Source organism: Maribellus comscasis (assembly GCF_009762775.1).
In the GTDB taxonomy this organism is placed as follows: Bacteria; Bacteroidota; Bacteroidia; order Bacteroidales; family Prolixibacteraceae; genus Draconibacterium; species Draconibacterium comscasis.
In genome coordinates this window covers 2,977,257-3,003,495 of sequence record NZ_CP046401.1, presented here as the reverse complement: position 1 = coordinate 3,003,495, position 26,239 = coordinate 2,977,257, and the positions used below count along the sequence as shown (strand labels likewise).

Here is a 26,239-nt window from a genome sequence, read left to right as displayed (position 1 = left end):
TATTATTTAATTAATGAATAAAAGCTTTGTGATGTGCGTTTGCTCCCCCGTTTCGTCATTACATAGTACAAGATAAATACCGGTTTTCACCCGGTGCCCGTTTAAATTTGTTCCATCCCACACAGCCTGCCCGCCCAACGATTCTGTTTGATAAACCAGGTTTCCGGTGATATCAGTTATTTTAACATCAGTATTTGCTATCAAACCGGTAATTGTAATTTGTCCGTTATAGGTTTCGCGAACCGGATTTGGATATACATATACATTTTTATACACGTCATTCCCTCCGGTTGCATCGCCCTGATAGGAAATTAATCCTTCATCTGTACCAAAAAAAACTTCCCCGGTATTTGGATTGATTGCAATTGCTGTAATATTGTTTGAAAGTAACGGGCTGTTATCTTCTGTAAAATGTAATATTTCTTCCTCTCCTGTTTCAGAAACCAGGTAAACACCTGAACCGGATGTTCCAAGCCACTTTCTGTTAGCGCCATCTATCGCAATTGCAGTCACCGTTTCAGTTTCCAAAAGCGGATTAAATAATCCGTCATTTAAATCCAGACTAGGTTGAGTTGCATAAAATGTTTCGGAGTCCCAAATTCTGGAAGCGTTGGAAAAAACAGCTACGCCTTTTGTTGTTCCCACCCAGATGTCGCCTTCATCATCTTCTGCAATGGAATAAACGTCGTTCATCCGGTTAAACTCTTCATAATCGCCGTTGTTAAAGTAAGCCGTAACAGGAAGGTATATTTTTTCAGTCCCGCTGCTGTTAACTACGTAAAGGTCATGTCCTCTTACAACAATCCATTTATCATTATTTTCAGTAACAATTACTTCGCCAAGATTATAATCATTAGCTGCTTCGGGCAATTCAAACGACTCCCAGCTGCCATCGGCAGAAAGTTTATGTAAATTATTGCTTACCTCTGAGTTCGAAATCCATAAATTTCCGTCTGAGTCAAACGCTATTCCATCAACTCTTACATACGGTTCATCGGGCTGCTGGGGTAATGCGCTTTCCAACGGACTGTTACGATTGGTGTAACGTTCAACGAATTCGTCGTTTTTGTATTCCAAAAGTCCGCCACCCCAGCTGCCAATAAAAAAATGATTTTCATCTGAAGGATCGACAGCAACCGAAATAATGTTAAAAAAACCATCCAACTCAGAATGATTTGCATTCGAAAAATAACTCCACTGGTCATTCCCAAACTTTTGAAAATGGGGTTCAATCCAACCAATCTGTGCACCAGGCATAATCCACAGGTTTGTTCCGGTATGAAGCAAAGAGAAAACATTATTATCCATCGGGCCGTTTATTTGAACTGCTTCAAAACTTTCACCGGCAACTTTTACCAGTGAATTTTCATAGTCGGCTATCCAAATGTTTCCATCCGATGTCATTCCAACACTTCTGGGCTGAATAGCAGAAATCTGCTGGTCACTAATCTGATAATTATTTATCCTTTTAACAATATTATTATTGCTATCAACGATAAAAACATTTTCCCTGCTTGCAATGGTCAGGTAATTATTATTTTCCTGAATATCATATATATATTTGATACCCGTCTGATACGGAGTCCAGCTTTCACCATCAAAAGCATACATCTCATCAGCATACCATTCTTCTGGAGTATAATTTGCGATAAGTTTACCTGCATGCATTTCCAAAAAATTAAACTTCCCTGTTGACTGAGGAATATTTTCAAGATAGACCCAGCTGGTATAATCCAGTAAATTATCTTCTTTGTAAGCTTTTAGTATTCCGTTATCGGTCGCCGCATAAATTGAATCATTCAAAATTTCAACGTCATTTATATTCAAATGGGTTCCACCTTCTCCAATAATATAGGTATCCTTCACTTCTTTCCTGTCAAGATTCAAAACCACAATTCCGAAACTACACGCCAAAAGAGCCTCGTCACCAATAAAGGAAATATTATTAACTGCTTTTTCACCGGTTATTTGCTTTCGCTCCAGATCCGATATGTTTCTAACCGTTGTTCCCTCAAGCAAGTCGATATTACAATTATCATAAACAATAAGAAGAATTTCGTTTTCTTCGCTATATGAAATGGTATTGATACCAAAATCGGAGAGTTCTGCGACGTCAGCAATCCTATTTATACTATTATCCTGTAAGTCGTAATAAATCAAACCACCCTCCGAAAGACAATAAACTTTTTCACCGGCAACTGCAATTTTTTTGGCATTCGCATACGAAAGATAATCCTGCCAGCTTCCACCGGATCTTTGTGCCTGTGTTTGAAAAACAAAAACAAGCGAAACAATAAGTAAAAATATTCTATTCATGTATAATTTGGTCATTAATTACTGCGATTGAAGATAGTTAACCAATTTTTCTACTGCCCTGCCGCGGTGACTGATTTTGTTTTTGTCTTCAAGTTTCATTTCCGCAAATGTTCTTTTATATCCGTCGGGTTGAAAAATCGGATCGTAACCAAATCCCGAATCTCCTCTTTTTTTTGTTAAGATTGTACCTTCAACAACGCCTTCAAATTGTTTTTCTTCACCCTCTGTTATCAACGAGATTACAGTCCTAAAACGGGCATTCCGTCGTTTTATTTTGGTCATTTTATCCAATACTTTGTCCATGTTCGCATTGGCATTTTTATCCTCGCCGGCATAACGGGCAGAATATACTCCCGGTTCACCTCCCAGCGCTTCTATTTCAAGCCCTGTATCATCAGCAAAACAGGAATAACCATATTTTTCAAAAACATACATTGCCTTTTGCCGGGCGTTTCCTTCCAATGTTGGTTGTTCTTCAGGAATTTCTTCATCACAACCAATGTCTTTTAAACTCAATAATTTAAAGCGATCGCCTAAAATGGCCTGCAATTCTTCCAGTTTGTGTTTGTTATTTGTAGCAAATACGAGTTCCATTTTTTTTAGGTAAAAGTAAAAAATTAAGAGAATTTAGTCCGGATGGTTGAAAACATATTTCATTTTCAGATTATCAATTTGAAAGAGGACTTTTTCAATATTCCAAAAATAGATTTTAATGCTGTCTCCCTCCTTTAATCCTGAACCCATATCGACCGAAAATGCTATTCTCCGCCACTGACCTGCCTCATCCACAAATTCAGAAACATCTAAAACTTCATACAAATATGCTTTCCCTCCGCGTTCGGCAGAAATAACAACTAATGTTTTACTTAATTCCGATTCAAACAAAATATCTGAAACAACAACTATTTCTTTCAGGTCTAACAATCGACCTTCCACAGATTTTTCAATCACCTGCCCCCATTCTTCTGAAATACTAAAAGAATAAGAATGGTTACCTGAAACTGAATCCCTTTTTATCCTGTTCCTGTCTTTTGTCCAGTTGTCATCTCCTTGTTTTTCAAAATTTTGATAAAATGTATAGCCAAATTCTGTTTTTCTCTTTTCAGCCAATATAATCCCCGAGTTATTTCCAATACTTTGCTCCACAATTTCAGGATAAAATGAATATAAAAGTTCCTTTAAGTTATTATCAATAATGCTGCCTTGCCAGGCAAAAACAAAAAACCTGCTTTCTGAATTTTCCAAAAAGCGGCTAAAACGGGCAATATTGGTTTTCTCATCCACAAAAAAAACTGTATCGGCTGGAACAATTTCGATTAATTCTGAATTTTGCGTACTTAAAAGAACTTTTATATCATCTGCATAATCATGCCGCCATTGTTCCGTTTTCTCAACAATAACCGGAGAAAGCCCCTTTGCATTTTTTTTGTAGAAATGTCGATTCAGCAAACTACCTGCAATAAAAATTGCTACTCCCGACAACAATATGAAAACTATATTTTTCCTTCTTTCTGGCCGCTTAATTATAACATAATTAACCAGGCAGCCAATTAAGACAAAAAAAACCAGATAGCTAAAAACAAAGGCATATTTGATGAGTCTGTTCTCAAATTTAAAAACAACAGTATGTTCTCCTGAAGGGACAAAAACCGCTAAGTGGGCATAATTACTTTTTAATAAATCCTGCTGCTTTCCATCAATAAATACTTGCCATCCGTTAAAATAATTTTGCTGATAAATCAATAACTGCGGAGATGAAGTTTGTGTTTTCACTTCGATTTCTTTTGGAGAAAAAGCACGTATTTTTAAATGAGAATCATCGTCCGGCCTGATATTTCTCCCTTGTAGTTTTGAGTAGTCTGTTTGTGAAAGAAAAACGGTTTTTGAAGTAAAGTTTTGAACCTTTGAATTTGGCCGAACATCTCCCGATAAATACACAAGCGGCTCTTTTTTAATGGCCTTCAGCAACGCGGGGTAGGTATCGGAAAGAAAAGCATAACCATCGAGTTTGAAAGAGACCAACCCATCAAAAGTTACTTTCTTTGGAAAAACATTGTTGTTCATCCATAAAAAATCATTTTGCGCGCGCTTATCTGAATTTTCTCCGATCGGTTTTAACTCCGGAACAGGAAATCCTTTTGGTGAGGATTTCAAATAATGATAAAATTCCACCGGATTTGTTTTGCCTGTTACCGTGTAATGAATATTTAGTTGTGTGGAAATAATTCCATCAAAAACAAAAAGAAATACCACCGCTGTTGAAAACATACGAATATCCTTCACTTTCCAAAGCAACAGTAAAAAAACGATCAAAATCGCGAATTGAATCGTTCCCTGTAAAATAATATTATCGAAACGTGTGGCTGCAAAAAGTTTCTCTGTAAAGCCAATACCCGATTGAAAATACGCAAGGTCTTCTACTTGAGTGAACGCACGAAAAACCAATACGATAATCAACAAAATAACTCCTGCAGAGATTGCAGACAACAAGGTTCGCTCGACTTTTCTGAATTCAAAATTTTTCAAATTAATCCCTGCAAAAGCCAAAAATCCAAAGATGGCAAACCCTCTGAAAATTGAAGGATATTGAAACATATCCATCAAAGGAAAATAGCGATACAAAAATTCGCGTAAAAAAAACTGTTCGCCAAAAGAAACAAGCAAAGCAAAAATTCCAAAACCCAGAACGATGTATGATTCTTTCCGGCGTATTTTTTTGATTAAAGCGAACAAAAACAAAACCAGGCTAATGATACCAAAATAGGCGTTTGACATGGATTGATCTGTTTGGAAATAACCAATGTCAGCGCCGGTTGCCATTGGCAAAATGAGAGAAATGAGCGATTGAAAAGTAAACGAATGTTTTTGCGCCAAATGAAGCGGCAGCCCGCCATAACGACTTAAGAACGGTAAACCCTGGAAATAGGCAACAATCAAAACCAAACTGAAAAGAACAACAGTAATAATCAACAACAAATGATATCCAAACAACTTTTTAAGATAGTTTTTGTCCGGCCAATTTTGAACAAGAAAAAACAGGAAAATGCTCAACAAAAAATAACCAAGAATAATTGTAAACCCGGGATAGCCGCCAAAAATTATCAGAAACAAAGAGATGGACAAACGAACAAAGTTATGCCTGCTCAAGCTGTGAAGAAAAGAAAAGTAAGAAGCCATTACAAACGGAACTATCGCATAGCTGTATACAAAGGCAATATGTTGTGCATTTCCGATGCTCAATCCTGAAAGCATGTATGCGACTGATAATGCCAACGACAATTTTTGATCAACACTAAACTGTTTCAAGAAATAATTGAATGAAATACCGGCGATAAGAATGTAGGTCAGAAAAATATATTGTAACGTAATATTCGAATAAGCAAACAAATTGCCGACAATCCAAAACTCGGGGTTAAAAACAGAAACCAGGTCAGCAAAAACAGGTATACCGTATAACAAATATGGATTCCACAACGGAAACTGATTATTTAAAACCGACTCAGAAAAAAAATAACGCGATGGTAAAAAGGCATCCACAAAGTCCCACTTCATTCCATTTTGAAGGAAAAAAATCTGCCAAAATGCAGCAATTACAACCAGAACAAAAAGCAGGTATTCTTTTTTTTTCATAAGGACGACTAAATTTCCAGACAGAAAATGTTAGCTAACATTTTCTGAATTTGAGGTAAAAATAAATAAAAACTATTGCTATTTATTTTGAAAAGTTTGAAACTTTGGTAAAACCAATTTCAAATGAAAACAGGCACAATTATTTCGGAACTAAAATCGGTTGCCGACCCGGCGCGACAGGAAGCTTACAAAACAATGTTTCCCACATCAATGAAATATCTGGGTGTAAGAGCCCCTGCAATGCGTGAGTTAATAAAAAACTGGTGGGTTGAAATTAAAAAATGGACTCCCGAAGAACTTACAAGTTTTGCCAAAGAACTGGTTGACACAAGAGTATTTGAAGCCAACCAGGTAGCTTTTGAGCTACTTTGGAAAAACAAAAATGCATTAAAACAACTCAATTTGGCCAATTTGGAATACCTGGGAAAAAACATCGACAATTGGGCTACTACTGACGCTTTCAGTGTCATGCTTTCGGGCTGGGCCTGGCGGAATAAGCAAATAAATGACAATGATGTTTTGAAATGGCTTAACTCTGAAAACCGCTGGTGGAGAAGAACAGCAATTGTTTCGACTGTACCTCTGAACAGAGTTGCCCGGGGTGGAACCGGTGATACAAAACGCACATTAATGATTTGTGAAAAAGTAGTTGACGACCGTGATGATATGATTGTTAAAGCGCTTTCCTGGGCATTACGTGAACTATCGAAAAGCGATAAACCCGCTGTAAAAGAATTTATGGAAAAATACGACTCAGAACTGGCTGGCCGGGTTCGCAGAGAAGTTTATACAAAACTGGAAACAGGGAGAAAGAACGGATAAAAAAATGCCGCCGGAACCAATTTCCAAAGCGGCATTAATATATGTTGTAAGTTTTTATTATTCACATGTACAAGAGTGCACACATTCAACAATCTGGCTTAAAACCTCATACTTCAGATAATAAAATGTGTTTTTCCCTTCACGCTTTGAGCACAAAACTCCTTTGTCTTTCAAGATTCCCAAATGATGCGAAGTAGTAGACTGCTCAATCCCCAACAACTCATGAATTTCGGTAACAGTCAAACGTTTACCTCCTTCAAGGTGTTTAAGAATAGCAATACGCATCGGGTGTGCCATAGCTTTTAGCATACTCGCTGCCATCTCCAATTTATCGATATCTAACTCCTTGATTTCTAACATCGTCAATTTCTTTACGAATGCAAATATATAAATATTTAAGAATAATACTATGCTAAATATTTTATTTGAAATAATTTTGAATAATATTAGAAAAATTAAGCTTTTTTTTGATAAAATCTGCCGGAATTAAACGAATTTATTCTATGTTCGTTTTTTTAATTAACATTGGGGATATACATTTAATGTCAGCAATAGAAAGAATCAAACTTCCGATTGAACAGGAAATAAAGGATTTTGAACCTTATTTCAAAAAATCGTTACAAAGCGACATTCCCCTTCTTGGCACCATTCTTAATTTTTTATACCGCACAAAGGGCAAACAGCTGCGCCCGATGTTTGTATTTCTTTCAGCAAAGCTGGTAGGCAAAACCAACGAGTTCTCCCAGTTGGCAGCTTGTTCCGTTGAACTGCTTCATACGGCTACGCTGGTGCACGACGATGTGGTTGACGAATCGTATGAACGACGCGGAACTTTTTCAGTAAAAGCGCTTTGGAAAAACAAACTGGCTGTTTTGGTAGGTGATTATATTTTGGCAAAAGGGCTTCTTCTTCAACTGGAAAATAAAAAATATAACTTTCTTCATCTCATTTCGCGTGCTGTGCAGGATATGAGCGAAGGAGAAATCCTTCAGGTAAAAAAAAGCAGGAAACTGGATATTGACGATGAAACATACTTCGAAATTATCAGAAAAAAAACTGCATCGTTAATTGCAACGAGTATGGCCATTGGCGCGGCCTCAGCAAGCGACGATGAAGAAATTCATGAAAAAATGTACCGCATCGGGCAAGACGCCGGTATTGCCTTTCAAATAAAAGACGACATTTTTGATTATCAATCAAAAGGTTTAATTGGGAAACCTACGGGAAACGATATTAAAGAAAAAAAAATTACGCTGCCACTCTTATATGTCCTGAATCATTCCGACTCGTCGGAAAGAAAACGGATTCTCAGGCTTATTAAACGAAAAAATAAAAATACCACCGTAATAAAAGAACTCATCGAATTGGTTAAAGAAAAAGGCGGTTTGGATTATGCAACCCAAAAAATGGAGGAGTTTAAGGATAAAGCCATTCAGGGCTTAATGGAATTTGAAGACAACGATGCACGGAAATCTTTGATCGAATTGATGAATTATATAACTACCCGCAAAAAATAGCCTGCCTTTGTTGGAAGCCACCAAATGCTGCATTACCTTCTTAAAAAGGCACCTTCAGCAGTAAAGGTCTTCGGACAAAATCGGGTAAAATCTCCTTGATATTTTTTCCCGATTTTGATAAAAGAATCTCTTTTTTTTGTGTCGATTGATTTTATGACGAAAAAAGGCCGGAATTGGGCATAGTTTTCCCATTTGCCTAAAGATTTTGAATAAATTGATTTGATTTTAGGCAGCTTGTTTTTGGAGCGCCATTTTTCGGGCTATCCTAACTGCATTTGCTGTATGTACACCAAAGAAAATCCAGAGTTCTTCATTTTTCCGGGTCATGGCCCTTATTTTCTTTAAGCCGTAGTGTTCTTTTTCTGTTCCAAAGCTTCCTTCCATTCGCGTGGCTCTTTCTTTACGAAGTACAGAATGAAGTATTTTCCGGTGCTGTTCATGTTTTCCTGCCCTTCCTTTTCGTTTAAACCCATGGATGATATTCTCTTTCCTGCACCAGGTGCGGTTGGCATTGGTGGCATAAATATCATCGCCCGAAAGGTGTGTTGGTTTACCTACCAGCTGGCGACCGTAACGCACAGATTGCTTAAGCCTTATCCCCTCATGAAAAGCGCTGAAGCTTATGTGCTCGATAAAATTAATCCCTCCAAATTGTATCATATTTACCTTGGCTCCAAATTCAACAGGTTTAACTTCTTTTCCTCGTACAATTGGCCGGATATAAGCTTTTGAAAGGCTGACTATACGGTCGGGTACACTTTTACCTGTATCAAAAATTTCTTGTTGTTGAGATAATACCGTGGTAATTATTTTGATTTGGCGATAATATCTGGCTGGCATGGTAAATTCATAAAGATAGTTCTGCTGGGTTTCTTCCAGTAAAAACAATAATTTCCCCAGTAAGTGCAGCAGGCTCCGGGTAAGTATTCTACGCTGCTTTTTCGATTTCCTGCGCTTTCGGCTGTAGTGACTATACCTTTCTTTTTGCTTGAGATATTTGGTTCGGGGTGTTCGTATCTTTAAATACTTACAGCTTAATTTCAATTGACCGTAACACCAGTCTACACTTTCCCACAGTAGTTTTATATTGGTTGGGTAACGCATCGAAGTTTCGTAACATGTTGCATCGGTAAGCATAATGTTGGGATGTTCAATAAAGGGTTTCCAATGTTTTGCCAATATTTTTTGAGCTTCACTAATAGCTAACCTTGATGACAAAAAAGTACGTATCTGGCTGACAATTTTATAATTGGTAAGCCTTTCACCTTGTAGCCAGATGTCACAAAAAAGCTGAAAGTGGATATTGCCGTTTAAGTGCTCAATTAGTTTTCGGTCTGAACACCCCACATAAGACTTAAGGAACATCAATGCAATCATTCCCCCGGGACTAAAAAAACGGGAAGGTCCTTTCTTATTTTCTTTGATTTTAAAATGCCGGACTAAATCATCCCAGGGTAAGGAGACATAGAGTTTACCAATTTCAGATGTTAAAAATGATTTCCAGTAAAGAGAAAATTCCTGACGTGGTGAATTAAAATTAATTTCAAGGGGCGTTTCATAAATTCTTTGTACTTTCACAATTAAGGATTTTGAAAATTACCCCGATTTTTGGCGATTCAGGCCTTTTTCGGGGTTTTTCTTAAAAATAACAAAACCTATCGTATTTATTGTCAATAGGTTTTGATACTTATGAACATCCCTAAAAAAATATTTTCAAAACTACAAAAGCCCTGTCTTTAAAGCTTTCTCATTAAACACCAAAAAAGCAGCTCTTTTATTTGGCCATAACCTTTACAACAATCTTTTTCACCTTTGAATTCGCCCCTGCTTCCATCATCGGGCGGTGTGCATCTTCCGGGAAAAACAAAACAAAATTCTCTGGCGTGGCCTTGATATACTCACCCCCGTCAAAAGAATAAAATGCGATATCTTTTTCTTCATTATAAGGCTCTGTAATTTCAACTTTGTCGAGCGTTGTTAAGCCCATCATCTCCTCTCCTTCAATAATATACTGAATATCAATATATTTCCGATGCGACTCATAACGAGTATCCTTTTTGTCTTTTGTAGTATATTCATCAACACTAATATAAAGATGATCTCCTTCGAGGTCTTGTCTGCCAACCGGAAGATTAACCAGGTCGGAAGATTTTAAAAATTGAAAAGCCTGATCCCAATGTTTTTTGTTTTTAAAATAATCAATGGCAAAACTTCTCTTGTTAATCGACTCGTCAGGTTTTACGCCCCAGCCGTTTAACCATTCCTTTTTTTCAAACCATTCATTAACTTGTTTTTTCGTCCAGTTTTCCGGATCCTCCTGTTTTGGAGTGCAGGCAGAGAAAGCAAAAATCATAGTTATTAAGATTATCAATTTGTTCATCATATTATTAATTAGGCCGTTGAATAAAATGTGAGGAATTATTCCTTTAGTTTTTTGTTGTTTCGATGTCTTTCCTTGTCGCGGCGGGTTTTCTTTTCCATATTTTGCAGGAAAGCTTTATTTAAATCCACTCCGGTTTGATTGGCCAGACAGATCAACACCCAAAGTACATCAGCCATCTCATCTTCCAGATTATGTCCTTCATCTGATTTTTTAAATGACTGATCGCCATATTTCCGGGCCATAATTCGCGCCAGTTCTCCTACTTCTTCTGTTAAAATAGCCATGTTTGTAAGCTCGCTGAAGTATCGTACACCAATGGTTAGAATCCATTTGTCGACCATTTCCTGGGCTTCATTTATTGTCAATTGTTTTTCATCCATCCTAAAAATCTTTCTGTTTTGAATCAATAATGATGGTTACCGGGCCATCATTTACCAACTCCACGTCCATCATGGCACCAAAAATACCGGTTCCCACTTTTTTACCGATAGTATCTTCTGTTTTTTGAATAAACTTTTCATACATGGGCACAGCAACATCGGGCTTTGAAGCACGAATATATGAAGGCCGGTTTCCCTTTTTTGTACTGGCTTGCAGAGTAAACTGGCTTACAATAATCAAGTCTCCTTCAACATCCTGAACCGATAAATTCATTACACTATTTTCATCGTCAAAAATTCGCAGGTTTAACATCTTTTTTACAAGCCAGTCAATATCTTCATCGTTGTCAGCATCCTCAATGCCAACCAAAACCAGCATTCCTTTTCCAATTGATGAAACAATTTTATTTTCAACAGTAACCGAGGCTTTGGAGACCTTTTGAATTACAATTCTCATATTATTCTGAATTTGCTTTACTAAGATAAAAAAAGAAAATGTTTCTCAACTTTTTTATTTTTTCCTTGTTTAACTATTGAATGAAAAAAATAAACAAACTGACAACTAATGAACAAGTTGATTTTATTTTTCACTGTTTTTGTTCTAGCCGGATGCGTTTCTTCCAATAAAATAAATGAGGAAATTGTAATCCTTAAGACGTCGCCGGAAAACGCAAACTATAGCTTAACCATTGAATTTTTCAAAGGAAAAACCTATAATCATCCATCCTTCGCGATTTGGATAGAAGATTTGGAAGGAAATTTCATAGAAACACTTTATGTAACGCAATTTGTAGCTACCGGAAAATTATATACCAATCTTACCACAATTACAAGCGCCAAAGAAATCGTCAGAAAAATAATTGTTCACCTCGAATAAACAGAACCTCAACACTATGAAAGTACTATTTACATTTCTATTTTTTTCATTCTCCGTTTTAACTTTTGCACAGGAAGCATCGTTGACAGGAAAAGTTGTTGACGCCGTAAATAATGAGCCACTTCCGTTTGTAAATGTTGTAGTTTCAGGTACAAGTATCGGAACCACAACCGATTTGGACGGAAATTTTCTATTAAACGGCCTGCAGCCCGGCTTTGTAAGAATTGAAGCATCGTTTGTGGGCTACAAGAAAGCCATTTCTTCGGAAATTGAAGTAAGCGTGGCAAACACCAACTTCATTGAAATTCAGCTGGAACAACAAAAGGAACAAATTGATGAAGTTACTGTAACGGCATCTCCCTTTAGAAAAACACAGGAAAGCCCGGTATCACTGCGTTCTATTGGAATTGGTGAGATAGAAAAGAGTCCGGGGGCCAACCGCGATATTTCAAAAGTAATTCAGTCTTTTGCGGGAGTCCAGTCAACACCGGCATTTCGCAACGATATAATTATTCGTGGCGGAGGACCATCGGAAAGCCGTTTTTATCTTGACGGTGTGGAAGTCCCTTTTATCAATCACTTCGCTACGCAGGGCGCCTCAGGCGGGCCAGTAGGAATTATTAATGCCGACTTTTTACGCGAGGTGAATTATTATTCCGGTGCTTTCCCGGCCAACCGGGGAAATGCTTTAAGTGGAGTGCTGGAATTTTTCCAGGTTGATGGAAACAATGATAAACTCAAATTCCAGGGAACCCTGGGAGCGTCAGAGGTCGCAGCAACTCTCGACGGGCCAGTCGGAGAAAAAACAACTTTTGTTCTTTCAGCCCGCCGATCCTATCTCCAATTTTTGTTTAGTGTTTTGGAGCTTCCCTTTCTACCCAATTTTACCGATACGCAGTTTAAAATCCGTACCCGTTTCGACAAAAAAAATGAATTAACAGTAATCGGACTGGGTGCGTTTGATGTTTTTGATTTGAATCTGGACATTGAAGACCCGGATGAACAGCAAAAATACATCCTCAGCCAAATTCCGGTTAACGAACAATGGAGTTACACGCTGGGAGCGGTTTACAAACATTTCAGAGAGAATAGTTATCAAACGCTGGTGGTAAGCCGGAGTCATTTAAACAACGGGGCCTATAAATATTTTGATAATGATGACAGTTCTGAAGAAAATAAAATTCTAGACTATTCTTCGGAGGAAATTGAAAATAAAATCAGATTTGAAAATACGCTGCGACTAAACACTTTTAAGTTGAATTTCGGGGCGAATTTCGATTTTGTGACATATAAAAATACCACACAACAAAGACGGTTTTACGGCGACGAAATTTTAAATGTAAATTACGATGCAAAACTGGATTTGGTTAAATACGGGCTTTTTACACAGGTTAGCAAAAATGTTCTGAATGAACGCCTGGCTTTGTCCCTGGGAATCCGGGCAGACGCAAATAATTATGCTGAAAGTATGAATAATCCTCTGGAACAGTTTTCTCCGCGATTTTCGGCTTCGTACAGTTTAACCGACAAATGGAGCCTGAATTTTAATACCGGCAAATATTACCAGTTACCATCGTATACCACGCTGGGTTTTGAAGAAAATAATGTTTTTGTAAATAGGGAAAACAAGCTGAAGTACATCACGGTTGATCATTTAATCGCCGGGCTGGAATTTCGCCCAAGAACCACTGTGCAATTTTCACTGGAAGGATTTTGGAAAGGCTATGCGAATTACCCGTTTTCGGTAAAAGACCAAATCAGCCTTGCAAATAAAGGAGCCGACTATGGTGTTGTTGGCGATGAAGAGGTTATCTCATCATCAGAAGGACGTGCATACGGCGCTGAATTTCAGGCTCGTGTAAATTCAACAAAAGGATTCAATTTTAACTTGTCATACACTCTGGTTCGAAGCGAATTTCAGGATGCAGCAGGGGAATACATTCCCTCCAGCTGGGATTCAAAACACCTGTTAAATGTAACGACAACAAAAGATCTGAAGAAAAACTGGCGGATTGGTGCCCGTTGGCGATTTGTAGGTGGTTTGCCCTACACGCCTTACGACATGGAGAAAAGCTCGCTGGTTGAAGCATGGAATCTGAAAGGCAGTCCCCACCTCGATTATTCAAAACTAAACTCCGAACGCTTCTCAGCCTTTCACCAGTTGGATTTACGTGTTGACAAATCGTTTTATCTAAATAAAATAACAGCAAAATTCTATCTTGACATTCAAAATCTCTACAACCACCAGGCTGAACAACAAGATATTGTAATACGAGCCGAAGATGCAAACGGTAGTTTTGTCCTTACCGACAACGGATCGCGGTATAAACTTGAAACATATAAAAACACATCGGGAACTGTACTTCCGACAATTGGTATTATTATAGAATTTTAAATCAATGCTTCCGCTACCTCGAAGAACATAAAAATTATGCGATTAAAAAAAAGTCGCTTTGAAGCCTACTCCAACATACTTACCTGTTTTTTAATTTCTGCGATGGAGGTTACAGACTCCGATTCCAGATTATCCCAGTTGCATTCAATCGACATCATTCCACTATAATTCACTTTTTTTAGCGCCTCAAGATATGGCTTAAAATCCTCGTTGTGTGTGCCCGGAGCAGCCCTTCCTTCCTTTTCGGCAATATGCGTATGTTTAATCAAATCTCCATATTTAATAATATTTTCCGGGCTTTCGTTATCCATTAACATATGGTAGATATCGGCGAGGAGCATAAAATTAGGATGATTTACCTCTTTAACGATTTCACCTCCTTCAGCCACAGAATTAATAAAATTGCACTCTTTTTTATTTAATGGTTCAAGAACTACGACAACATTATATTTACCGGCAATGGGTGCCATCCTGGTACAAAGATGAATAAACTGTTGCCTTGCATCATTCCTGGAAAATCCTTTGGGAACAGAACGCGAACCCCCGCTACCAAAAACAATATAATTCACACCTGCTTTCTGTGCCCTGCGAAAAGCAATTTCCACATATTCCAGAATTTCCTGATGTACAGCGTCCGGCCCAACACTTTTTAAGCTGCCGGGGATAAAACAGTTAAAAGCCCTGACGGAAAGTTCTGATTCTTTTGCCTTTTTTAAAATTAAATCAAATTCTTCTTCGCTTTTGAATGGAATGAGAAACCGTCCTACACTTTCTTCGATATAACTACATCCACTCGCTGACAAAATACTCGCGTTGTTAAAATCAGTACATATACCAATATCCTCCACAAGAACATTACTATCTGACTGACAACTCATTACAAACAAGGAAAAGAAAATAGTCAATATCAAAATACGTTGGAAGAATATTACTTTTTTTAGGTTCATAATTCGTTTAGTTTAAAGTTTTTATTGTTAGTAGTTTCTTATATATCTTTTGTAGAATCAAGGATATATTTGGGATTTTCCTTATAAAATAGTTTATTATGGGCAGAACAATTATTGCTCAATAATTTCACTTCTGTTTTCAGAGCGAGGGTCCTTTACTGTTTCACCGCTATTCAGAATTCCATTGATTGCATTTTCACGAAATGCTTTACTTGCATCGTAATAGTTTTCGGATATGTCCACATTTGAAATCAAAATTCCGGGGACATTGGTTGTAAGTTTATTTTGAATAAGCCCGTCGGGAGTAATAAAATGACATGGCCAGCTCTCTGTCGCAGATGAGTTGGTCAGCGAAATATAAAAATAATTAGTTGCCGCCCGGGCTTGAGAAGTAATGGGCATAATTACAGGATGAATACTTCCCTTTTTCTGACGGGCATTGTAAAAGGATTGGAAAATCAAATCCGTATTTCGTTTCCGGTATTCGCGGTACAATTCAGGAAAACGGATATCGTAACAAATTAAAAGTCCGCAATTCACCCCGTTCAAATCAAAATTCACAAAATGGTCACCGGGAGAAAAATGTTTCAAATCTCCGCCGGTACAAAATCTTTTGTCGTAGCGATCCACAATCTTGCCTTCGTCATTTATCACATACAAACTGTTATGTGGTTTCACACCATCGCTTAACCGATGAATGGAACCCAACAACACCCAAATTTTCAACTGTTTCGTCAGACTTAAAATAGAGTCGGTTTTTTCAACCAGCAAATCCCAGTCAAATCCATCCAGCGTTTTTAAATCCACTTCCGGGTAGCCCGACAGTGCACATTCCGGAAACTGAACAATATCGGCCTTTTTAAGACGGGCTTCTATCATCTGTTTTTTTATCCAGTCATAATTTTCAGCAATATCAGCCGAAACGGGAAACTGGCAAGCTGCAACCACCAGTTTCCCGCTTTGACCGTCAGTATTATTCTGACCGTTCACTGCAAAATCAAAGCAGCAACCAAGCAATATCAAAATAAAAACTGACCTTTTCATCTTATTTTTTCTTAATTCGACCTGAAATCGAACCACAATTTTATGGCATCATTTTCGTCTCCCCTGCGTTCGCCATAAACACCTTTTTGCCCGTTTGGCCCCATAATTTCAGCTCTTTGAAATTTAGTTCCGATCCCCGGAATTTCATACAAAAATGAAATATCTGCATCGGGGAAAGCCGGATACGTGCCACCGGCCACATGTTGTGGTTTATCGGGCGTAAACAATTGCATATAAAGTTTTGGAGTTTCGGAAATTATGGTTATCGGCGATTCGGTGGTTTCCAAAGTAGCCCAGTACAAATTTCCATGGTAGCCTTTGAATTCAGGATAAACCAGGTTATTAAAACTTTCGCCGGTAATGGTGTTGTTGTACTCTTTTTCCCAAACGCCCAAAGTTGCACCTTTTAAACGGTTCTTCCAAACGCGGTAGGGTCCACCTCCCATCCATTTAATACCGGTGCACTTTTCTTCCGGATAATTAAACGAAATACCGATGTAATCAATATCCTTCATCCACCCTATCAAATGACTTGCTTCCAGTTTTAACAAGCCACTCTTCTCCAGTGTCCAGGTTATTTTTCTCGGATAGTCTTTTCTGGATACTGTAAAAATGAAATTTCCACTTCCGTCTTTCTCCCATTTTGTTCCGGTGATTTCCGAGTCTGCACCTACTGGTATTGGACCGCCGGTAAATGATACATCTCCGTTACTGTTTTCTACCGAAAGTAATGTTCCGTCATTTTTACTCAACGAAATTTCCAAACCGGAAACCGAAACTGTTACTGCATCACTACTTTCATTTACCGAAATTTCTGAATTTCCGAATTCAAGTTCCTGTAAAATTTCGGCAGCCTTTTCTTCGGGTTGGACAACGGGCCAACTCCAGGTGTAGAGTTCATTTCCATTGTAATCGGTAGCGGTAAATTCAAATAAATCCGCATTTTGAAGAGCATTGCTGCAATCGATTTGTACAGCTGCTGTTTCTCCCGGTTCTGCATTCGGACTTTTGGCCTGGCCCTGACCTAAAACTTTATTCGCTGTATCGCCAAAACCGGTTTTAATCGCTTTCCAGCTATACGTACATTTATTCAGGTTTGTGTAAATGTATTTATTCGACAGGAAAAGTTTGCCATTCCATTGTTTATTGATCGTAACCGGCGAAATCTGCACCGGTGACCAAATATCTTTTATGGTGTAAAAACTACCTTCTTTTTCCTGGTGCGGCCCCAGAATTCCATCGGGTGCATGATTTCCGTCCGAGTCGTAAACTGTTCCTTCCTTATCAGTGCGCAAAACTGCCTCATCAGCAAAAACCCATAAAAAAGCTCCGGCCAAAAGTGGTGATGTTTCATATTCGTTCCAGAAATCGTTTAATCCGGCACCATGGCCGCCGTCATACAAGCCGTGCATAAACTCGGTGGGCATAAAAGGTGCATTTCCGTGGGTAAACCGGTTGACAGCATATAAAAACTCAGGATAATGGTGTGTGTCTACTCCATTCCGCAGTAACCAGGGATAAATTACCGGCCGTTTCTGAATATCCAGTTCTTGATATGTTTTTTCATTGGCAAAATCCCAGCCACCTTCATTTCCATGGTCCCAGAGAACCACACTTGCATGATTTTCATCTTTTAAAATTTCTTCCTTAATCAGTTTCGGACCAATGATGGTATCGTAACTGTCTTGCCAACCTGTTACTTCGTCAAGCACCAACATACCCAGCGAGTCGCATAAATCAAGGAATCGTTTATCGGGATCATAATGTGAACATCGAACCGCGTTCATATTCATTTCTTTCATCAACGTGATATCTTCAAAATGATCCGAATCACTCAGTGCACGGCCTGTCTCGGGCCGGAATGAATGGCGGCAAACGCCTTTGAATATTACTTTTTCTCCGTTGACATAAATTCCATCGTGTTCACGCAATTCAACCGTACGAAATCCAATACGTTCAGTAACCTGATGTAAAACATCATTTCCCTTTTTCAACGATATTTTCATATCGTAGAGTTGAGGCCATTCCACATTCCATTCCTTTACATTTTCAAATTTCCCCGAAATCCAGTTTTCAGTTTCACCCTTACTGATTTCTGCCTGAACATTTCCACTGACTTTATTCCCACCTAAATCGAACAATTCAACATCAAAGGTGTAGTCTGCCTTCGATTCGTTTAACGTTACAAAAGCTTTAAATGAACCGTCAGCTTTTGGATCGATGGCTGTTCGTGTCATATGTGTTTCCGGCAAAACTTCGAGGAATACGGGCCTGAAAATACCACCAAATATCCAGAAATCAGCCTGACGTTCAGCCCTGTTTACTGACTCATTGGAAGAATGTTTGGCTACATCTACTTCCAGCAGGTTGGTTTTACCATAGTTCAGCAATTTTGAAATATCGTATTTAAACCTATAAAATGCCCCTTGATGAATCTCTCCTGCAAGTTTCCCGTTGATTTTTACTTCGGTATCTGTCATCGAACCATCAAAAACAATATTTATGGTTTTGCCTTTCCACGAAGCAGGAGTCTCAAATTCATGTTTATACAAACCGTGTTCTTTCCCGAGTTTAATTTCTTCATTTCGCCAGTCGTGACCATAATTGTAGGTTCCAAAACCCTGTAACTCCCAATTCGAAGGAACCGGAATTTTTGTCCATTCTCCACTATTTTTGCCGTCGGTGCAAAAGAAATCCCACTCTACGGTATTCGCAGCATCGGAACCTGATAAATAGACAATCTCAGTAGGCTGGGAAAAAATACCCGTCGAAAACAGAAAAAGAATGGTTAGGAAAAGCAAGTTTTTTAATTTCATGTTTTTAATATTCAATTACAAATTCACAAAAAGTATCTCATTTTTACGGAATTAAATATAGCTTTTTAAAGGGTTTATGCCAGCCAATTGTTAACAGAATTTTTTAAATTTACCTCTTGTCCGTTTTTTTTAAAATTCCGATATGTTAATAGAAAACTTAAAATCATACACAAAAGAGAAGCGAAACAGTTGGTATTTATAATTTTTTAATCTCCCGCTAATGAAAAAAAATATTTTGATTTACATTCTGTTAACTCTGTTTAATATACATCTTTCATTCGGAGACACAAATACCCTATCTACTGAGCAACAAATAATTGATAGTTTAAGAACAGAACTAAATCAAAAAACAGGGGCCGATAAAATCTCGGTTCAACTAGAATTAGCGCTTCATATTCTTAACAAAAAATCGAACGACGCAACCGAGTTGGCAAACTCAGCCCTGGTGTCAGCGAGCGAAACCGGAAACAGGGATATGGAAATGCGCGCATATTACGTTTTGGGAAGAATTTCTTTTAGAGATGGAGACCATGCTCTTTCAGAGGCCTATTACAACCGGGCTTTAAAAATATCCGACGCAATCAGTGAAAACTGGTATAAAGGCGAAATTCACTTCCGAAAGGGAGTTATCGAACACCAAAAAGGTGAGAGCCTGCAGGCACTTGAACATTTTAATGAAGCAATCCAAGCCTGTCGTTTATCGGAGAACTATAAAATTGCTGGTTCTTCATTCTCAATGATGGGAACCATTTTCAGGTTAAATGGCTTGTACGACAGAGCAATCGAGTATATCATAAAATCAAAACTGAATTACCAAAAGGCTGATTTTCATGAGGGTTATGCCTGGAGTGCGTATTTACTTGGACGGGTTTATGCCGATCTAAAAATCCCGGAACAAGCTCTGGAATATTTTACAGAAGCTTTAGATACATATAAAACTTTAGCAGCTATTGATGGGAATAAAAACGGTATTGCTATTTGCTACGAGCAAATTGGATTAATTAATATGGAGGCCGGGAAACTGGAAGAAGCCCGCAGGAACATAAACCAGGTATTAAACATTCACAGTGAAAGTGGTTCTGAATATGGCCTGTCGAATGCATACAAAAACCTTGGTAAAATTGAATACTTTTCCGGCGATTATGAAAAAGCTGAAGAATACCTAAACAAGGCCCTGGTTGTTAAACAAAAAATTGAAGATTTACTCAGCCAACCTGGTATTTTCGAATACATTGGTTTGTGTAAAATAGGGAGAGAAAACATAAACGAAGGAATTGATAATATAAAACACGCACTGGACTTAGCATTGCGAAACAGCCAGAAAAATATACAATTGGAAATATACTCAAAACTGGCTGAAACGTATTTAAATTTAAACGATCTGGAAAAAGCGCTTTATTATCAAAAGAAACAAATTGATATCCAGAATTCAATTCTTTCGGGAGGAGCCAATATAAAAATTGAACAGTTGCAGACCATTTACGAACTAGACGAAAAAACCAACCAAATAGCAGATCTGGAAAAACAGAACGAAATAAATACCTTGAAGCTCAAGCAGCAGAAGACGTTTCAAATTATGATTATAACAGGATTAATTTTCGTATTACTGATCTCATCAATTATATTTTTATTTTACAGAAAGCTACATCTTAAAAATCGTGAGTTGAGCAAAATCAATACGACAAAAGATCGGTTTTTTTCAATAATAGCACACGATTTAAAAGGCTCCATTGGTTCGTCGCTTGCATTAAGCCAAATAATTGCCGAGGACAATGAAACAAGAAAACAATCATCTGAAAATAACTATTCTGCACTTATATTTCAAAGCCTCAGCGGTTCCTATAGCCTGTTAAACAATTTGCTCGAATGGGCACGGTCACAATTTCAAAAAATTGAATTAAACCCTAAACAGTTGGTGCTAGCCAATGTAATTGAAGAAGTTACAAAACAGTTTTTGCCACAGATTTCAAAAAAGGATATTAGCATTGATACAAGAATTGAAGGCCCACAACAGGTATTTGCTGATGAAGGAATTTTAAAAACCACATTTCGCAACCTGTTGTCCAACGCCATAAAATTTTCGAATCCCAATGGCAAAATTTTTATTTCAGCAAAACCAAACAATAAATTTATTGAATTCTCAGTGCAGGATTTTGGTGTTGGAATTGAACCAGAAATAATTCCCCTTCTTTTTGATTTCGACTCAAATACAAGCACTCCAGGTACCCTCGGCGAAAACGGAACAGGCCTGGGACTAATTTTGGTTAAGGAACTTGTTGAAAAACACAAGGGAAAAATCTGGGTTGAAAGCGAAATAGGAAAAGGAAGCATATTCAAATTTACCCTACCCCGAGTTTAAAACTTCCAGGCTCAATCTCTTGTTATTTTGCTTCCCCACCAATTATTTCCGGGCTCATAGTCCTCTGAAAGAAATTCAAGCCGTTGTTTCTCAAGTCGCGGCCAACGTTCGTTCATTACTTTTTGAAGATACTCTTTTTCTTTTTGGGGATCGTATTCCGGATCTCTTTCCGGGTAACGTGCGCCAACCTCGTCCAAATATGAAAATAATTTTTGACTCAATTCTTTTACTTTCTCCTGATTTTCTGCAGCCAGGTCAGTGGTTTCTTCCAAGTCATTTTTCAGGTTGTACAATTCTTCATGTCCATCCTCGTAATAATGAATCAATTTCCAGTCGCCCAATCGAATTATGGAAGAAGGTTCTCCCCCCTGATTTCCGTAATGCGGGTAGTGCCAGATAAGTGGCCGCTCAGGAATAGTCTCCCCTTTTAAAAGCGGCACAAGGCTCACCCCGTCATTGTGTTCCGATGGTCTTAACGGTGCTCCGGCCAGTTCAAGTATAGTGGGATAAAAATCGGTTCCGGTAACCGGCGTATTGTTTTTTTGTCCGTTTCCCACTCCCGGAACTTTTATAAAGTAAGGTTCGCGAATTCCACCTTCAAACTGATAACCCTTTCCGGCTCGGAGTGGTAAATTTGATGTGGAATAGGAATCGCCGGCAGCTACTCCTCCATTATCTGAAGTAAAAATAACTACTGTATTTTCAGATAAACCCAGTTCGTCCAGTGCATTTAACACTTCGCCTACAGCATCATCCATCGCTTCAACCAAACCTGCATAAACCGGATTATCCTGCACCTGACGGATAGGCAAAAAATGCCCCATTTTATAGCCGGTTTCTGCTAATCCAAGCTTCTCCGCTTTTTCACGGTATTTTGCCCATTTTTCCTGTGTCGTCTGAATAGGGCCATGTACAGCATAAAATGAAAGGTAAGCAAAAAAGCTTGTGTCTTTATTTTCTCTTATAAACTGAGCAGTTTCTTTGGCCAATCTCATTGAAAGATTTTCGCCATTGGGTCCGCTGGATAAATTCGGATTTTCCCAGGGAGCAAAATAGCCACCTTTGGGGCTTCCTACATCCCAACCTCCTTTGTTAATATCAAAACCATGATCTTCAGGCCATGAACCTTTGCTGCCCAAATGCCATTTCCCGGCAAAAAAAGTTTTATATCCTGCCTCTTTCATAGCTTCCGGCAAAGTAGTGTAATCCAAAGCAAGTTGGTGTTCGTATTCCGGTGGTAACAATTGATTAAACCGACCGGCATTGCGCCAATTCTCGCCTGTTGCTGCTCCAATCCAATCGGTAATTCCATGACGCGCAGGGAATTTTCCTGATATAATACTTCCCCGCGACGGGCTGCAAACCTGGCAGGTTGCATAACCATCGGTAAAAATCATACCTCCCGTTGCAATACGATCAATATTGGGTGTTTCATAAAATTGGCTTCCCGAAACACTTAAATCATGGTAGCCATAATCATCTGCCAGAATAAATAAAAAATTAAGTTTCTGTTTTTCTTCAACATTTGATTGACAAGAAAAAAATATAAAAATTGAGATAATTAGAAAAGTAGGAAGATGTAATATTGATTTCATTATTTGATGTTTTTTTAAAGATAAATGTACTTCAATTAATTTGGCTTGCATTTTTTTAAATATTCCAAGAAATAAATAAAACTATTTTTATCAAACTTTTCAAATATTAGAGTTCATAATGATTGCAAAAAGAGAAGAAATACGGCTACTAAAGCTGCTTTTTTATTTCCGTAACAATTCCTTTTATTGAAAGAACATTCAATGGAAATTCCAAAAAAACATGTAAAGTACTTAAAAATACAAGTAAAATGAATCCTGTTCTATAATCAATAGTATATAAAACCACTGACAAAATCCACATTATTGCAATAATTATTGAATTACTTTTTGTAATCAATTTATGCCAACCTATTATTGAAGTTTTTGAAAACCAGTTCAAATAATGATAGGTATAGGCAAAAGCAACAAATATTTGAATTTTCAGAAAGTATGATTCGTAAAAATAGAACGCTTTCCCATCACTTAATCCGAAGGTTTTAGCGATGTTTATATTCAAAAAATGAAAATTGTTACTTATAAAAATTGATTTTGCCCATTCATAAATTATATAGTTTGCCGGTAATACATGAGCTGAAAAAATAATAACCGGAACTGCTAAAACGAATAATGACGCGATTAATCCTGGTAAACTTTTTGATTTTAAAGAACCATATACCATAAACAAAAAGGTAAAAATATACACGTGAATAATCGTTGCTAGAAAGCTTCCAATCAATATATTATTTGAAACCGCTCCCCTGGATAAAATAGCAATGAGAATGCAGGTTAATATGAAAATGATTTGATGTTTTCTTTTTTTCAAAAGAATTAAGGCAACTGAAAAAATAAAAGAGAAAAAAACAATATTATTGGTGTAATCTGCAACATTATTTAGCAAAATTTTAATTCTGCTGTTCTCAAAGAAAGGTAATTTTAATAAAAATGGAATAGCAAAGAAAAATGCTAAAACCAAAAACAGCCAGAACAGATTTTCTGAATTCGAAAAATATTTTTTATGGTGAAGCCAGTTTATTTCAGTTAAATAATGTAGTGGGCCCAAAAACGCGTAAACAATTACAAAAAGCTCAAACGGAAAAATTATCGCCATGCCCAGCGAAATGAAAATTAGAACAATATTTAAATAATCAATATAAACAGGTTTAATCATTTCTATCGTTACCAAATTTAATTTGACCCTGAAAATAAATATTTTAACTCGCCAATATTATCATTTGTTTTTAATCTGCTATAAACCCTTTTAATTAACTTATCTTCTGGATTGAACTCTTTTATATAATTTTCTGATTGAACAAGAGCCTGTTGATACATTTCTGCCTCGAGGGCGCAATGAACCAGAATTCTGAGTGCTTTTTCCCGGCTCGGATAAGCAATATCTAATAAATTCAAACCCACCTGATATGCTTCATTATATTTTCCCATCAAAAACAACGATTCCAACTCGAATAACAGCGCTTTGTTATAATTAGTAAAATAATATTTTGATTCCCTTGCAAGCTTTAATCCTTCTGCCGGATTATTATTTACCCTTGTCTCAAACATTGCTTCATTTGCAATTATTCGGGCCATTTCATAATCCTTCCCGGGAATGGCAAATGTTTTTAATCTGCCAATTACAGTCATTCTCCTGCTTTTGAATTCATCTTTATCTTCTTTTACGTGCTTCCACGCTAATTCTAAAGTTTGCCCCGACCATTCATAATAGGTCTTATAAATATATAAGCCTATTTTTTCCGTACGATTCGCGAGCTTTTCTTCCGAATTGTGAACAACAAAAATGGGTAAAGACAATATTCCCAAGGCAACAACTATTCCTGAAACACTAGCCTTTGTTAAATCATCTTCTGTCTGTTTAAAAATTACTACTCCAAAAACCAGTAGTGCCGGAACCGGCATAAGAAATAAATCCCAGTCCATTTGCATCGATAATAAGGGATTTACCACAAAAAACAAACTAACAAATAAAATTAAAGTGATACCGGTCAAAATTAATTCGGGTTGATTGAAATTAATCTTTTTACGAAAAAAAATTGCAGCAGCTAATAATAAAAATAAAATACCAGGCGACCACAAAAACATTTCATTAAAGTAATCGAAAATATGATTCCAGCTTAACATATTGTATTTGTCAAGTGGAGGTTCAGGGCTTATCAGAGGTAAAAAAATGCGATCGTATTCAGCTACTGTATACTGCAATTGCCTTTCGTCAACATGATCTTTAAAAACAAAAAAATACACAAAGGTCCCAATCAAAAATACAGGCAGAAGCACATATACCGAAGCTACTCTCCAGGTAAAAAAATTGATTTCTGTTTTTATTGCCTTTTTATAATAATTCAAGATAATTAATATATAAGCAGGCAAAAATAAGAGCGCCACTGCGTGCAGCTTCAAACAAAACAATAACAAAATACCTAAAATTACAAGGTATGCTGGTTGTCTCCTTTTTAAATAAATAATAAACGTAATTAGCCAGAAAAGATTAAATAGAAATACAGGGCCATAAATTTCGATATGTCCAAAAAAAAGAAGTAAAAAAGGTGATATCAGTCCGGCTACTTGAAGGATAAAACGAGTTGAATTTCTCCGAAAATAGTAATCGATAAAACAAAACCACAAAAATGCAAACAGACCTCCTGTAAAAGCATTTAAAAGAAAGAATGCATTTTGGTATGTGCTTCCTGTCCAGAAAGCAATATAAGTTACAATACTCAAAATTGTATTTTGCCCGGCCCAGGGAGATAAACGAAATGAGAACAACGCATCATTTGTACCGGGTGGAATACTTTCAGGTACAATATTTAAAAATCCCTGTAATTTTACTGCTTCCCCATAATAATCAAAAACCATGGGGAAATAATACATAAGTAATCCTACAAAAAGGGATAATACCAAATACAAATAAGTATGTTTTATATTTAGCAATGCTTCACCTGTGTCCTTATTTAAAACAAGTCTCCCGTAATAAAACACCAGTGGAATAACCAGCGCCCCCCCGAGGATCAAAAATCTTGAATTTTCGGAAAGAAAAAAGACAAAGTGTGTACTCCACCATTTATCAGGAAACAATGCTCCCAATATGTAAAAAATAAAAAATACGAGGAAAAGCAGATAATACTTTACCTCTAAACGAACAAATTTCATAAAAGCAATTTTCTATT

At 37.3% G+C, this 26,239-nt stretch carries 19 protein-coding genes; 5 read left to right on the top strand and 14 right to left on the bottom strand.

What is annotated here, in order from left to right:
• Positions 1 to 6: 6 nt before the first annotated feature.
• The 3 genes from porZ to GM418_RS11840 are packed head-to-tail and all read right to left on the bottom strand — an operon-like array spanning position 7 to position 5,946.
• Positions 7 to 2,316: a type IX secretion system anionic LPS delivery protein PorZ gene (porZ, locus tag GM418_RS11850; protein WP_158866308.1), complete on the bottom strand. Its 2,310-nt coding sequence runs from the start codon at positions 2,314 to 2,316 to the stop codon at positions 7 to 9.
• 18 nt (positions 2,317 to 2,334) lie between these two features.
• The gene (locus GM418_RS11845; protein WP_158866306.1) at positions 2,335 to 2,910 is read right to left on the bottom strand and encodes a non-canonical purine NTP diphosphatase; all 576 of its coding nucleotides are present in this window, start codon (positions 2,908 to 2,910) and stop codon (positions 2,335 to 2,337) included.
• 33 nt (positions 2,911 to 2,943) lie between these two features.
• Positions 2,944 to 5,946 (bottom strand): YfhO family protein, encoded by a 3,003-nt coding sequence (locus tag GM418_RS11840; RefSeq protein WP_158866303.1) that lies wholly within the window; start codon positions 5,944 to 5,946, stop codon positions 2,944 to 2,946.
• Between the two features lie 123 nt (positions 5,947 to 6,069).
• Between GM418_RS11840 and GM418_RS11835 the strand changes: the two genes are divergently transcribed.
• Complete coding sequence (locus tag GM418_RS11835; protein WP_158866301.1) at positions 6,070 to 6,768, top strand: DNA alkylation repair protein; 699 nt, start codon at positions 6,070 to 6,072, stop codon at positions 6,766 to 6,768.
• A gap of 57 nt (positions 6,769 to 6,825) precedes the next feature.
• On the opposite strand, the gene GM418_RS11830 is transcribed toward GM418_RS11835, so the two are convergent.
• A complete protein-coding gene (locus tag GM418_RS11830; protein ID WP_158866299.1) occupies positions 6,826 to 7,128 on the bottom strand; it encodes an ArsR/SmtB family transcription factor in 303 nt (100 codons plus the stop codon).
• 182 nt (positions 7,129 to 7,310) lie between these two features.
• Between GM418_RS11830 and GM418_RS11825 the strand changes: the two genes are divergently transcribed.
• Positions 7,311 to 8,285: a polyprenyl synthetase family protein gene (locus GM418_RS11825; protein WP_158866297.1), complete on the top strand. Its 975-nt coding sequence runs from the start codon at positions 7,311 to 7,313 to the stop codon at positions 8,283 to 8,285.
• Between the two features lie 225 nt (positions 8,286 to 8,510).
• On the opposite strand, the gene GM418_RS11820 is transcribed toward GM418_RS11825, so the two are convergent.
• From GM418_RS11820 to dtd, 4 genes are all read right to left on the bottom strand, one after another.
• Complete coding sequence (locus GM418_RS11820; protein WP_217447505.1) at positions 8,511 to 9,863, bottom strand: transposase; 1,353 nt, start codon at positions 9,861 to 9,863, stop codon at positions 8,511 to 8,513.
• Between the two features lie 196 nt (positions 9,864 to 10,059).
• Positions 10,060 to 10,638 (bottom strand): NanQ anomerase/TabA/YiaL family protein, encoded by a 579-nt coding sequence (locus tag GM418_RS11815; RefSeq protein ID WP_158866295.1) that lies wholly within the window; start codon positions 10,636 to 10,638, stop codon positions 10,060 to 10,062.
• Positions 10,639 to 10,703: 65 nt separating this feature from the next.
• Positions 10,704 to 11,048 carry a nucleotide pyrophosphohydrolase gene (locus GM418_RS11810; protein WP_246222831.1) on the bottom strand — a complete coding sequence of 115 codons (345 nt, stop codon included), beginning with the start codon at positions 11,046 to 11,048 and terminating at the stop codon, positions 10,704 to 10,706.
• 1 nt (position 11,049) lies between these two features.
• Positions 11,050 to 11,505 (bottom strand): D-aminoacyl-tRNA deacylase, encoded by a 456-nt coding sequence (gene dtd, locus GM418_RS11805; protein WP_158866293.1) that lies wholly within the window; start codon positions 11,503 to 11,505, stop codon positions 11,050 to 11,052.
• A gap of 108 nt (positions 11,506 to 11,613) precedes the next feature.
• On the opposite strand from dtd, the gene GM418_RS11800 reads away from it, so the two are divergent.
• A complete protein-coding gene (locus GM418_RS11800; RefSeq protein ID WP_158866290.1) occupies positions 11,614 to 11,925 on the top strand; it encodes a T9SS type B sorting domain-containing protein in 312 nt (103 codons plus the stop codon).
• Positions 11,926 to 11,941: 16 nt separating this feature from the next.
• Positions 11,942 to 14,320, top strand: coding sequence for a TonB-dependent receptor (locus tag GM418_RS11795; RefSeq protein WP_158866287.1), 2,379 nt, complete (start codon positions 11,942 to 11,944; stop codon positions 14,318 to 14,320).
• Positions 14,321 to 14,385: 65 nt separating this feature from the next.
• Here the strand turns inward: GM418_RS11795 and GM418_RS11790 are convergent, their stop codons facing one another.
• The 3 genes from GM418_RS11790 to GM418_RS11780 form a co-directional block, all read right to left on the bottom strand.
• Positions 14,386 to 15,267 carry a sugar phosphate isomerase/epimerase family protein gene (locus tag GM418_RS11790; RefSeq protein WP_158866285.1) on the bottom strand — a complete coding sequence of 294 codons (882 nt, stop codon included), beginning with the start codon at positions 15,265 to 15,267 and terminating at the stop codon, positions 14,386 to 14,388.
• Between the two features lie 111 nt (positions 15,268 to 15,378).
• Complete coding sequence (locus GM418_RS11785) at positions 15,379 to 16,311, bottom strand: carbon-nitrogen hydrolase family protein (RefSeq protein ID WP_158866283.1); 933 nt, start codon at positions 16,309 to 16,311, stop codon at positions 15,379 to 15,381.
• 11 nt (positions 16,312 to 16,322) lie between these two features.
• Entirely contained in the window at positions 16,323 to 19,127 is a 2,805-nt protein-coding gene (locus tag GM418_RS11780; RefSeq protein ID WP_158866280.1) for a glycoside hydrolase family 2 TIM barrel-domain containing protein, read from the bottom strand.
• Positions 19,128 to 19,347: 220 nt separating this feature from the next.
• Here GM418_RS11780 and GM418_RS11775 point away from each other — a divergent pair, with 220 nt between their 5' ends.
• Entirely contained in the window at positions 19,348 to 21,486 is a 2,139-nt protein-coding gene (locus GM418_RS11775) for a tetratricopeptide repeat-containing sensor histidine kinase (protein WP_158866277.1), read from the top strand.
• Between the two features lie 11 nt (positions 21,487 to 21,497).
• Here the strand turns inward: GM418_RS11775 and GM418_RS11770 are convergent, their stop codons facing one another.
• The 3 genes from GM418_RS11770 to GM418_RS11760 all read right to left on the bottom strand — a co-directional run bounded on the left by GM418_RS11770 (position 21,498) and on the right by GM418_RS11760 (position 26,222).
• Positions 21,498 to 23,081 (bottom strand): sulfatase, encoded by a 1,584-nt coding sequence (locus GM418_RS11770; RefSeq protein WP_158866274.1) that lies wholly within the window; start codon positions 23,079 to 23,081, stop codon positions 21,498 to 21,500.
• A 148-nt stretch (positions 23,082 to 23,229) separates the two neighbouring features.
• Entirely contained in the window at positions 23,230 to 24,033 is an 804-nt protein-coding gene (locus tag GM418_RS11765; protein WP_158866271.1) for a hypothetical protein, read from the bottom strand.
• A 212-nt stretch (positions 24,034 to 24,245) separates the two neighbouring features.
• Positions 24,246 to 26,222 (bottom strand): hypothetical protein, encoded by a 1,977-nt coding sequence (locus tag GM418_RS11760; RefSeq protein ID WP_158866268.1) that lies wholly within the window; start codon positions 26,220 to 26,222, stop codon positions 24,246 to 24,248.
• Positions 26,223 to 26,239: the final 17 nt, after the last annotated feature.

Bases quoted from the DNA above. Each gene is read 5' to 3' on its own strand.
- porZ (WP_158866308.1), bottom strand. From the start codon at position 2,316: ATGAATAGAATATTTTTACTTATTGTTTCGCTTGTTTTTGTTTTTCAA.
- GM418_RS11845 (WP_158866306.1), bottom strand. From the start codon at position 2,910: ATGGAACTCGTATTTGCTACAAATAACAAACACAAACTGGAAGAATTG.
- GM418_RS11840 (WP_158866303.1), bottom strand. From the start codon at position 5,946: ATGAAAAAAAAAGAATACCTGCTTTTTGTTCTGGTTGTAATTGCTGCA.
- GM418_RS11835 (WP_158866301.1), top strand. From the start codon at position 6,070: ATGAAAACAGGCACAATTATTTCGGAACTAAAATCGGTTGCCGACCCG.
- GM418_RS11830 (WP_158866299.1), bottom strand. From the start codon at position 7,128: ATGTTAGAAATCAAGGAGTTAGATATCGATAAATTGGAGATGGCAGCG.
- GM418_RS11825 (WP_158866297.1), top strand. From the start codon at position 7,311: ATGTCAGCAATAGAAAGAATCAAACTTCCGATTGAACAGGAAATAAAG.
- GM418_RS11815 (WP_158866295.1), bottom strand. From the start codon at position 10,638: ATGATTTTTGCTTTCTCTGCCTGCACTCCAAAACAGGAGGATCCGGAA.
- GM418_RS11810 (WP_246222831.1), bottom strand. From the start codon at position 11,048: ATGGATGAAAAACAATTGACAATAAATGAAGCCCAGGAAATGGTCGAC.
- dtd (WP_158866293.1), bottom strand. From the start codon at position 11,505: ATGAGAATTGTAATTCAAAAGGTCTCCAAAGCCTCGGTTACTGTTGAA.
- GM418_RS11800 (WP_158866290.1), top strand. From the start codon at position 11,614: ATGAACAAGTTGATTTTATTTTTCACTGTTTTTGTTCTAGCCGGATGC.
- GM418_RS11795 (WP_158866287.1), top strand. From the start codon at position 11,942: ATGAAAGTACTATTTACATTTCTATTTTTTTCATTCTCCGTTTTAACT.
- GM418_RS11790 (WP_158866285.1), bottom strand. From the start codon at position 15,267: ATGAACCTAAAAAAAGTAATATTCTTCCAACGTATTTTGATATTGACT.
- GM418_RS11785 (WP_158866283.1), bottom strand. From the start codon at position 16,311: ATGAAAAGGTCAGTTTTTATTTTGATATTGCTTGGTTGCTGCTTTGAT.
- GM418_RS11780 (WP_158866280.1), bottom strand. From the start codon at position 19,127: ATGAAATTAAAAAACTTGCTTTTCCTAACCATTCTTTTTCTGTTTTCG.
- GM418_RS11775 (WP_158866277.1), top strand. From the start codon at position 19,348: ATGAAAAAAAATATTTTGATTTACATTCTGTTAACTCTGTTTAATATA.
- GM418_RS11770 (WP_158866274.1), bottom strand. From the start codon at position 23,081: ATGAAATCAATATTACATCTTCCTACTTTTCTAATTATCTCAATTTTT.
- GM418_RS11760 (WP_158866268.1), bottom strand. From the start codon at position 26,222: ATGAAATTTGTTCGTTTAGAGGTAAAGTATTATCTGCTTTTCCTCGTA.